At 65.0% G+C, this 9,386-nt stretch carries 10 protein-coding genes; 7 read left to right on the top strand and 3 right to left on the bottom strand.

Annotated elements, in window-relative coordinates; translation table 11 throughout:
- From VKP01_RS13865 to VKP01_RS13855, 3 genes are all read left to right on the top strand, one after another.
- Positions 1-645: retropepsin-like aspartic protease family protein (locus VKP01_RS13865; protein WP_324413261.1), on the top strand; the 645-nt coding region annotated here is incomplete at its 5' end.
- Between the two features lie 323 nt (positions 646-968).
- A complete protein-coding gene (mgtE, locus tag VKP01_RS13860; RefSeq protein WP_324413259.1) occupies positions 969-2,381 on the top strand; it encodes a magnesium transporter in 1,413 nt (470 codons plus the stop codon).
- Positions 2,382-2,556: 175 nt separating this feature from the next.
- Complete coding sequence (locus VKP01_RS13855; protein WP_324413257.1) at positions 2,557-3,240, top strand: L,D-transpeptidase; 684 nt, start codon at positions 2,557-2,559, stop codon at positions 3,238-3,240.
- Between the two features lie 63 nt (positions 3,241-3,303).
- On the opposite strand, the gene VKP01_RS13850 is transcribed toward VKP01_RS13855, so the two are convergent.
- The 3 genes from VKP01_RS13850 to VKP01_RS13840 all read right to left on the bottom strand — a co-directional run bounded on the left by VKP01_RS13850 (position 3,304) and on the right by VKP01_RS13840 (position 6,739).
- Complete coding sequence (locus VKP01_RS13850; RefSeq protein ID WP_324413255.1) at positions 3,304-4,476, bottom strand: pyridoxal-phosphate-dependent aminotransferase family protein; 1,173 nt, start codon at positions 4,474-4,476, stop codon at positions 3,304-3,306.
- A gap of 122 nt (positions 4,477-4,598) precedes the next feature.
- Positions 4,599-5,384, bottom strand: a complete 786-nt coding sequence (locus VKP01_RS13845; protein ID WP_324413253.1) for a 3-hydroxybutyrate dehydrogenase — start codon at positions 5,382-5,384, stop codon at positions 4,599-4,601.
- Between the two features lie 188 nt (positions 5,385-5,572).
- Positions 5,573-6,739 (bottom strand): acetyl-CoA acetyltransferase, encoded by a 1,167-nt coding sequence (locus VKP01_RS13840; RefSeq protein ID WP_324413251.1) that lies wholly within the window; start codon positions 6,737-6,739, stop codon positions 5,573-5,575.
- 221 nt (positions 6,740-6,960) lie between these two features.
- Between VKP01_RS13840 and VKP01_RS13835 the strand changes: the two genes are divergently transcribed.
- The 4 genes from VKP01_RS13835 to VKP01_RS13820 form a co-directional block, all read left to right on the top strand.
- On the top strand, positions 6,961-7,134 hold the full coding sequence (locus tag VKP01_RS13835; protein WP_324413249.1) for a hypothetical protein: 174 nt from the start codon (positions 6,961-6,963) through the stop codon (positions 7,132-7,134).
- 2 nt (positions 7,135-7,136) lie between these two features.
- Positions 7,137-7,928, top strand: coding sequence for a zinc ABC transporter ATP-binding protein AztA (gene aztA / locus VKP01_RS13830; RefSeq protein WP_324413247.1), 792 nt, complete (start codon positions 7,137-7,139; stop codon positions 7,926-7,928).
- Positions 7,929-7,986: 58 nt separating this feature from the next.
- Positions 7,987-8,811: a metal ABC transporter permease gene (locus VKP01_RS13825; RefSeq protein ID WP_324413263.1), complete on the top strand. Its 825-nt coding sequence runs from the start codon at positions 7,987-7,989 to the stop codon at positions 8,809-8,811.
- A 27-nt stretch (positions 8,812-8,838) separates the two neighbouring features.
- Positions 8,839-9,386, top strand: a 548-nt coding sequence (locus VKP01_RS13820) for a metal ABC transporter solute-binding protein, Zn/Mn family (protein WP_324413245.1), incomplete at its 3' end; no start/stop codon positions are given.

The raw sequence follows: 9,386 nt of genomic DNA, 5'->3' as shown, positions 1-9,386 counted from the left end.
CTGGTCTTTACTTTCGGCGAGCGCGATATCCTGGGGATGACACCGGACCAGTTCGCCCGGGTGACGGGCCTGTCGGCGTTGCTGCTGCTGCTCTCCGGGGCGGTCTTCGGACGCTATCGTGGACGGCTGTCGGACGCGTTTCGCGCCGTCGTGATCTGGGTCGCGATGATCATCGCCCTGATGACGATCTACACCTACCGTTTCGAGCTCGAAACCGTGGTCAGCCGTGTGCTCGGTGAGGCCGCGCCGGGCATGACGCGGGTAACAGAGCCCGGCGAGGTGATGGTGACGCGTGGCGGGACCGGCGGATTCATGCTCGACGGCACAGCGAACGGAGCTTCCATGCGCTTCATCTTCGATACCGGCGCCGACGTGGTGGTGGTCACCATGGATGATGCCCGGCGTATTGGCTATGAAGCGGAGGATCTGCGCTTCGTCGTGCCGGTCGTTACCGCCAACGGGCGCACCATGACGGCGCCGATCACCCTCGACAGACTGACCGTCGGCGACATCACGCAGAGCCGTGTGCGCGCTCTGGTCGCCCGGCCCGAAGCGTTGTCGCACAACCTTCTGGGCATGAGTTTCCTCGACGGGCTCGCCTCCTATGAGGTGCGCGGCAACCAGTTGATCCTGCGCGGGCGCTAGAGTGGCGCCCGGGACGCGAATCGTTGCGTCAATGGCGCCCCTTGCGTCGTATCCTTGCGGATTTCACGGAAGCTCCCGCTGATTTTCCGGAACAGCTTGACATTTCCGGGCGTTGGGATCATGCCCGCTCCGTCGCAGCTCGGCGATGCCTATCCAATCGAGAGAATGATGGACGACAGCCCTAGTCGGCGCTTCTGCGGAAGCGCCATGAATCCAGACGCGCAAGCTGCGCAGGCGGGTAACCGCACCGGCATGACGGTTCTGTTCGGCTGATCGCCGTTGGACCAGCTCACGCCGGTGTGCATACCGGCGAGGAGGTGGTCATGACGAAAAACCAGGCTCTTCTCGATCTCGAGGTCGATCGCAACGTCCTCGCGGACGACGAAACCCTCGCCATCGTGGCGCAGGCGCTGCGCACCTGTCTCCAGGACGGCGACAAGAAAACACTGCGTGCCTTCCTCGACACGCAGGAACCGGCGGATATCGCCACCATTCTCGACACGCTCGAAGCCGCAGAGGCGCTGGCCGCCATGCGCCATGTCGGATTGTACGAGCAGGCGCAGATCTTCGGCTATCTGGATCCCGAATACCAGATCGAGCTCTCCGATCTCATGGGCCGGCGCGAATTGGCGCGGCTGATGAGCGCGATGAGCCATGACGAGCGCGTCGATCTCTACAAGCATCTCGACCCCGTTGCCCGGGAAGCCGTGCTGCCCGGCCTCGCCAAGGCCGAGCGCGACGATCTGCACAAGCTCGCCTCATATCCGGAGGATACGGCGGGCTCGATCATGACCTCGGACTACGCCACCCTGACGCCCGACATGACGGCGAAGGAGGCGATCGAGGCCTTGCGCAACCAGGCGCTCGACGCCGAGACGGTGTATCAGGCCTATATCATCGACGCGGATCGCCAGCTTCTCGGCGTGATCAGCCTGCGCGATCTGATCGTGGCGCGGGCCAATGCGCGCGTGAGCAATCTGATGGATACCAATCCGGTCTTCATCCGGGCCGAGGAGGATCGCGAGGAGGCCGCCCAGATCATCTCCCGCTACGACCTGATCGCCCTGCCGGTGATCAATGGCGGCGACAGACTCGTCGGCATCGTCACCCAGGACGACGCCATGGACGTGCAGGAACAGGAAGCCACCACCGATTTCCACAAGGTCGGTACGGTGTCGGGGCTGAAGGCAACCGTGCGCGATGCGAGCATCTTCGTTCTCTACCGCGCGCGCATATTCTGGCTGGTACTGCTGGTCTTCGGCAATATCTTCTCAGGCGCCGGCATCGCCTTCTTCGAGGATACCATCGCGGCGCATCTGGCGCTGCTGTTCTTCCTGCCGCTGCTGATCGCCTCTGGCGGAAATGCCGGCGCGCAATCCGCAACCCTGATGGTGCGCGCGCTGGCGACGGGCGACGTGCGCATGAGCGACTGGGCCTCTGTGCTCGGGCGCGAATTCGCCACCGCGCTCCTGCTCGGCATATCCATGGCCGCAGCAGTCTCCCTGATCGGCGTGCTGCGTGCCGGACCGGATATCGCTCTCGTGGTTGCCTTGTCGATGGTGGCGATCGTGCTGGTCGGCGCGTTGATTGGCATGTCACTGCCCTTCGTGCTCTCCCGTCTCAAGCTCGACCCTGCCACCGCGAGCGCGCCGCTCGTGACCTCGATCGCCGACGTGACCGGGGTGATGATCTACTTCACGATCGCAACGCAGGTCCTCACCATGCAGGCGGCGTGAGACTTCCGGTCTCATCGATGCCGCACTGCGATGAGTGCGGCAATATGGTCACAGGCAGGGGCTTCCGCTCAAGGCGTGGGCATGCGGAACTTGGCGATTCGATGGCAATGCCTTAGGGGTTCTACGGGGTCGGTATCCTCCACCCGAATCACGTTTTGACGGATTGCTGTCGGCCATGATCGCTTTACGTGCCCTGAAGGGCCTTGCCCGGATTGCCACCGCGCGCCTCTCCCTGCTCGCCGCCCTCGGCCTTCTGGTCGCGGCCTGCCAGCCGCATGAGCCCAACCCGGTGATCCAGGCCGGTACGGGTCATCTCAATGCCTGGTATTCGGGCCTGATGGCGGATGACCCCTATGACGTGCCGCTGGTCAACAAGGCGCTGCTCGATCGTAAATTCCACCGCCAGCGCGTGGATTATCCGGGCCGCGAAGCGCCGGGCACGATCGTGGTCGATATCGACAATCGCTTCCTCTATCTCGTCGAGGATGGCGGCAAGGCCATGCGTTACGGCATCGGCGTCGGTCGCAATGGCTTCGCCTGGCGCGGCGATGCCCGCATCGCACGCACCGGCGTATGGCCGAACTGGAGCCCGACCGACAACATGCGCCGGATCGACCCATCGCTGCCGACCCATATGGAAGGCGGGATCGAGAACCCGCTTGGCGCCCGCGCGCTCTATCTGTATCAGGGCAACCGCGACACGCTGTTTCGCATTCACGGCACCAACGAGCCCTGGTCGATCGGCGAGGCCGTCTCCTCGGGCTGCGTGCGCCTTCTCAACGAAGACATCGTTGATCTCTACAACCGCGTGAAAGTGGGCGCGCGCGTGACGGTACGGCGCGGCGGTATCGGGGCGTAACATTCGCCTGATGATGATCGGGACCGAAGGGAGCGGCGTGCCGCTCCCTTTTTCGTTCCGGCGTCAGGCATTGCCTGCGAGGATCCCGAGCGCCGCCTCGACACCGCCGCCATGATGCGGGATGCCAGCCTGTTTCAGGCCGAGTTCCACGCCGGCGATCGTGCCGGTAACGGATGCGTCGCTGAAATCACCCAGGTGCCCGATCCGGAAGACACGGTCGGCGAGCGGGCCGAGCCCGTTGCCCAGCGACATGTTGGCACGTTCCAGAATGGTCTCGCGCAGGGCGTCGGCGGAATGGCCCTCGGGCAGGCGCACCGCCGTCAGCGAGGCCGAATGGCGGGCGGGATCGGCGCATTGCGTCTCGAAGCCCCAATGCGCCACGGCGGCCCGGGTGGCGCGGGCCGCGCGCTCGTGGCGGGCGAAAACGTTGTCTATCCCCTCCGCCTGGAGGAGTTCGATCGCCACTTTCAGTCCCTGCAGCATGTTCGTCGCCGGCGTATAGGGAAAGACGTTCGAGGCATTGGCCGCGATCATGTCCTCCCAGTCCCAGAAGGCCCGCGGCAGCCGGGCCCTGGCGGAGGCGGACCGCGCCTTCGCCGAGACGGCATTGAAGGAGAGCCCCGGCGGCAGCATCAGCCCCTTCTGCGAGCCCGCCACGGTGACGTCGACGCCCCAGCCGTCGTGATCATATTCGATCGATGCCAGCGATGAGATTGTATCCACCATCATCAGGGCAGGATGGCCCGCAGCATCGATCGCCTTGCGCAGGGCGGGTATGTCGGAGGCGACGCCCGTCGAGGTCTCGTTATGCACCACGCAGACAGCCTTGATCGCATGGCCCCGATCCGCGCGCAGCCGTTCCTCGATCGCCGCCGCATCGACGCCGCCACGCCAGTCGCCCGGCAGGATCTCCGCTTTCAGGCCGAGCCGTTCGGCGAGCTTGCGCCACAAGCTCGCAAACCAGCCCGTCTCGAACATCAGGACATGATCGCCCGGCGAGAGCGTGTTGACGAGGGCGGCTTCCCAGGCGCCTGTACCCGAGGCGGGAAAGATCACCACGGGCTCGCGCGTACCGAAGATCGGGCGAATGCCTTCGAGAACCGTCCCGGCGAGGCGTTTGAATTCCGGCCCGCGATGGTCGATCGTCGGGCGCGCGATCGCTTCCAGCACGGGCAGCGGACAATTGGTCGGCCCGGGAATCTGCAGAAAATGGCGACCGGTGGCAACTGATGGCATGGCGGGCTCCTCCTGCGGGACGATCTCGCGTCGACCCTGCCGATGCATCGCAAAGCCGCCCGGCACTGACAAGCGCGCCGCTGCCGTTTGCCCCTTTGGCCAGATGCCCGAACTTGCGCGCGTTACTGCGCCGTCCAGCCGCCATCGACGGAGAGGTTGGCGCCGGTCATCTGGCTCGCCGCATCCGAGCAGAGGAACACCGCCATGGCGCCGATCTGGTCGACGGTGACGAACTGCTTGGTGGGCTGCGCCTTGAGCAGCACGTCCTCGATCACCTGCTCCTTGCTCAGGCCCCGCGCCTTCATCGTATCGGGGATCTGGTTCTCGACGAGCGGCGTCCAGACATAGCCGGGGCTGATGCAGTTCACGGTGACACCCGCCTGCGCCGTCTCGAGCGCGACGGTCTTGGTCAGGCCGGCGAGCCCGTGCTTGGCCGCGACATAGGCTGCTTTGTAAGGCGAGGCGACGAGGGAATGTGCCGAGGCGGTGTTGATGATGCGCCCCCAGCCTTTCTGCTTCATGCCGGGAACGGCGAGGCGGATGGTGTGAAAGGCCGAAGAAAGGTTGATCGCGATGATCTGGTTCCATTTCTCGATCGGGAATTCCTCGACCGCCGAAACGTACTGAATGCCGGCATTGTTGACGAGGATGTCGATCGTGCCGAGCTTCTCATTCGCCTCCGCCATCATCCGCGCGATCGCATCGGGATCGGTCATGTCGGCGGGCGAGGTATAGGACTTGACCTTGCATTTCTGCGCGATGTCCTCGGCAGTCTGCGCATTCTCCTGCGGATCACCCAGCCCGTTGATCACCACATCGGCCCCCTCCGCAGCCAGCGCGCGGGCGATGGCGAGGCCGATCCCGGAGGTGCCTCCGGTCACGAGGGCGGTCTTTCCTGCAAGGCTCATGATGGTCTCCGGGTTGGTTGTGGGTCATGGGTTGTCTGGTGGTGCTTTCGGCAGCGCGCCCGACCGTACTTCTCGCGCATGATAATACAATCCCGCGCCCGGATTGGGAGGGTGAAGATCGCCCTCGATGAAGGGCACGCCCGGACTCCCCTCCACCAGGGAGAGGGGAGGGAGCGCTGCACGCTCCCTCACTTGATACGTTCGAGCACCGAAACGTAATTGGCAACCGCCGCGCCGCCCATGTTGAAGATGCCCGCGAGTGTGGCATCCTTGACCTGGATGCCTTCCGCCTCGCCGGCGAGCTGCATGGCCGACAGCGCATGCATGGAAACGCCGGTGGCGCCGATCGGGTGGCCCTTGGCCTTGAGGCCGCCCGACGGATTGACGGGCAGCTTGCCATCTTTCTGCGTCCAGCCTTCCTTGATGGCGCGGGCGCCCTCGCCCTCGGGGGTAAGGCCCATCGCCTCATATTCGATCATCTCGGCAATAGTGAAGCAGTCATGCGTCTCGACGAAGGAGAGATCGTCGAGGGTGATGCCGGCATCCGCGAGCGCGCTCGCCCACGCCACGCTGCAGCCCTCGAATTTGAGAATGTCGCGCTTCGACATGGGCAGGAAATCCTGCTTGTGGGTGGTGGCGCGGAAGGCGATGGCGCGCTTCATGCGCAGACCCGTCTCGACATCGGTGATGACGAGGGCCGCCGCACCATCCGAGACGAGGGAGCAATCGGTGCGCTTGAGCGGGCCGGCGACGAAGGGGTTCTTCTCCGATTCGGTGCGGCAGAACTCGTAACCGAGATCCTTGCGCATCTGGGCATAGGGGTTGGCGACGCCGTTGGCGTGGTTCTTCGCCGCGATCATGGCGAGCGCGTCGGACTGGTCGCCATGGCGCTGGAAATAGCCGGCGGCGATCTGACCGAACACGCCGGCGAAGCCGCCCTCGATCTCGCCGTCCTCGGGCAGATAGGAAGCCTTGAGAAGGTTGCGCCCGATCTCCTTGCCCGGCGTCGTGGTCATCTGCTCGACGCCGACCACGAGCACGACCTTCGCGCGCTTCGCCTCGATCGTCTTAACCGCCTGCTGCACGGCGGCGGAGCCGGTGGCGCAGGCATTCTCGACGCGCGTCGCGGCCTTGAAGCGCAGTGCGTCATCGGCCTGGAGCACGAGGGATGCGGTAAAATCCTGGGCGCTGAAACCCCCGTTGAAATGGCCGAGCACGATCTCGTCGACGTCACCGGCCTCGATGCCGGCATGGGCGATCGCATCGCGGGTCACCCGCACGACCATGCTCTCGACGGTCTCGGCATCGTGCTTGCCGAAAGGCATATGGGCCCAGCCCACGATGGTGGCGGTCATGATGAAGCATCCTCCAGATTTTCCTATGCCGACTGCCTTGCAATGCCGCCGGTCGATTGACGCCAATGTGGCCCCGCGCGCGGGCAAGAGCAAGAGCGAGAGGAGGGGCCTCAACCGGGAATGCGCGCCCGCTTCCGCGCCTGCGCGCGGCCGGAATCATTTCGCGGGAAAAGCGCGAAGGCCCCTAGCCTCACTGGCAGAGATGTTATAATAGAACATTCATGAGTGATCCCCATATTCATCAGGCAGCCGGTCATGCTCATGCGCCGCGTGCGAGGGCGCTGGCGCCGAGCTGGTCGCTGATGCGGTTGTCGGCGCTGCAGCGCCTTGCCGGGGCGGGCCTGCTGCTCGCACTGGTCTGGCTGACGCTGGCGCGCCTGATCGGCTGGATCTGAACATGACAGAACCGATGACGCGCATGACGACACAGGCAGCGATCCGTTTCGACGATGTGACGCTCGGCTATGACCGCCACCCCGCCGTGCATCATCTCGACGGGGTGATCGCACGGGGCAGCCTGACGGCGATCGTCGGGCCCAACGGTGCGGGCAAATCCACGCTTCTGAAGGGTATCGTCGGCGCACTGCGTCCGCTGGGCGGGCGCATCGAGATGCCGCGTCGCGAGGCTGCACAGCAGGGCGAGGCGACGCAGCAGGCCCGCATCGCCTATCTGCCGCAGGCGGCCGAGCTCGATCGCAGCTTCCCGATTCCTGTCTATGACCTCGTCGCCATGGGTCTGTGGGGCCGGCGCGGTCTGTTCGGGCGGATCCGCCGTGCCGATCACGCCCGCATCGCGGAAGCGATCGCCGCCGTCGGCATGACCGGGTTCGAGCGCCGGACCATCGGCACGCTTTCGGGTGGGCAGATGCAGCGCGTACTGTTTGCGCGGCTCCTGCTGCAGGATGCCTCGCTGATCCTGTTGGACGAACCCTTCACCGCGATCGACGCCAAGACGACCCGCGATCTGCTCGATCTGGTGCGGCGCTGGCATGACGAGGCCCGCACCGTCATCGCCGTCCTGCACGATATCGATCTGGTGCGCGAAGTCTTCCCGGAGACGCTCCTGATCGCGCGCGAGCCCGTGGCCTGGGGCGCCACGGACAATGTGCTGCGTCCCGAGAATCTCCTGCACGCACGCCGCATGGTCGAGGCGAACGATCCGTTCGCCCAGGCCTGTGAACGCGCTTGAGCCCGGAGACCTGCTCGTGTTCGACGCTCTGATCGGCCCCTTCATCCAGTTCGATTTCATGCGCCGGTCGCTGTTCGGCGCGCTGGTGCTGGCGCTGGGCGCCGGGCCCGTCGGGGTGTTCCTGATGCTGCGGCGCATGAGCCTGACCGGCGATGCCATGGCGCATGCGATCCTGCCCGGGGCCGCGATCGGCTTTCTGATCGCCGGGCTGTCGCTCCCCGCCATGACGCTCGGCGGTCTCACCGCCGGTATCGTGGTGGCCGTACTCTCGGGGCTGGTGACGCGCTATACGGTGCTCAAGGAGGATGCGTCTCTCGCGGCGTTTTATCTGCTCTCGCTCGCGCTCGGCGTTACCATCGTGTCCCTGCGCGGCTCGAGCGTCGATCTCATGCATGTGCTGTTCGGCTCCGTGCTCGCCCTCGACGATGCCGCGCTGATCCTGATCGCCGGCATCACCAGCGTGACCCTGCTGATCCTGGCCGCGACCTATCGCGGGTTGGTCATGGAATGCGTCGATCCGGTCTATCTGCGCTCTGTGGCGCGGATCGGCACGCCACTGCATCTGGTCTTTCTCGGTCTCGTCGTTCTCAATCTCGTCGGCGGGTTCCAGGCGCTCGGGACCCTGCTCGCCGTCGGGCTGATGATGCTGCCCGCAGCCACCGCGCGTTTCTGGAGCGCCGATGTCACCATGATGGTGGTCATTGCGGTTGCCACGGGCATGCTTTCCGGGATGGGCGGTTTGCTGCTCTCCTACCATCACGGCCTGCCGGCCGGCCCCGCGATCATCCTGGTCGCCGGTATCGCTTATCTGATTTCGCTCTTCCTCGGGCGTGAGAGCGGCCTGATCCGGGCCGCCTTGCCACGCCGCCACCTCGAAGCCTGAAGCGCTGATGCGAAAACGGAGGTTTTTATGCTTCACAAACGTAATATTATAACATTGCTCGCCGGGACGATGCTGGTCGGAGCAATCAGCATTCCCGCGCTCGCGCAGGAGCGCGTCCAGGCGGTTGCGACCTTCTCGATCATCGGTGACCTCGTCGGCCAGATCGGCGGCGAGCGCGTCGATGTGACGACGCTGGTCGGCCCCGACGGCGACGGTCACGTCTATTCGCCCAGCCCCGCCGATGCCCGCCGCCTGGCCGAGGGTGATGTCGTCTTCACCAACGGTCTTTTGTACGAGGGCTGGATCGATCGCCTGATCGCATCATCAGGCACGCAGGCGCCGGTCGTCGTGGTTGCGGAGAATATCGACGCGATCCCGGATGGCGGGCATGGCGACGCGCATGATGATCATGATCATGGTCATGATCATGACGATCACGGCCACAGCCACGATGATCACGGGCACGAACACGATGATCACGGCCACAGCCACGACGATCACGGGCACGAACACGATGATCACGGCCACAGCCACGACGATCACCTCCATGGCGAATTCGATCCGCATGCCTGGCA

The organism is Saliniramus sp., from assembly GCF_035311605.1.
Lineage (GTDB): Bacteria > Pseudomonadota > Alphaproteobacteria > Rhizobiales > Beijerinckiaceae > Saliniramus.
The sequence above is the reverse complement of the archived record's forward strand: the minus strand, read 5'-3'. Positions and strand labels throughout refer to the sequence as shown.